Below are 342 nucleotides of genomic sequence, written 5' to 3' on the forward strand. Positions count from 1 at the left end.
CGATCGGGCTCTCCACCTCCCGGGCGGACTGGCGCCTCCCGCACTCCAGGAGGTCGGCGAGGGCGTCGTCGAACTCGTCCGACGCGATGCGCAGCAGACCCCGCGCGTACAGGAACTCGTTCCACTCCCACGAGCCGTGCGCGCCGCCGACCGTGACGGCGTCGGCGAGGCGGCGGGCTTCGGCGAGCCGCCCGGTCTCGGTCAGGGCGATGATTGCCTGGGCGCGCAGATGGGCGTTGTCCGTGCCGGGCGTGGCCCGCTTGCCCGGCGGGATGTCCCACAGCGAGGTGTCGTCCAGCAGCGCGCCGTACCGACCGCGCATCACCTTGCTCTCCGCGGCGA

The 342-nt window shown here is 73.7% G+C and carries 1 protein-coding gene; it reads right to left on the reverse strand.

Going from position 1 to position 342, the window contains the following annotated elements:
- Nucleotides 1-322: hypothetical protein (locus UK12_RS34110; RefSeq protein WP_197085415.1), on the reverse strand; the 322-nt coding region annotated here is incomplete at its 3' end.
- Nucleotides 323-342: the final 20 nt, after the last annotated feature.

The sequence above is a fragment of the Saccharothrix sp. ST-888 genome (genome assembly GCF_000955975.1).
Classification (GTDB): domain Bacteria; phylum Actinomycetota; class Actinomycetes; order Streptomycetales; family Streptomycetaceae; genus Kitasatospora.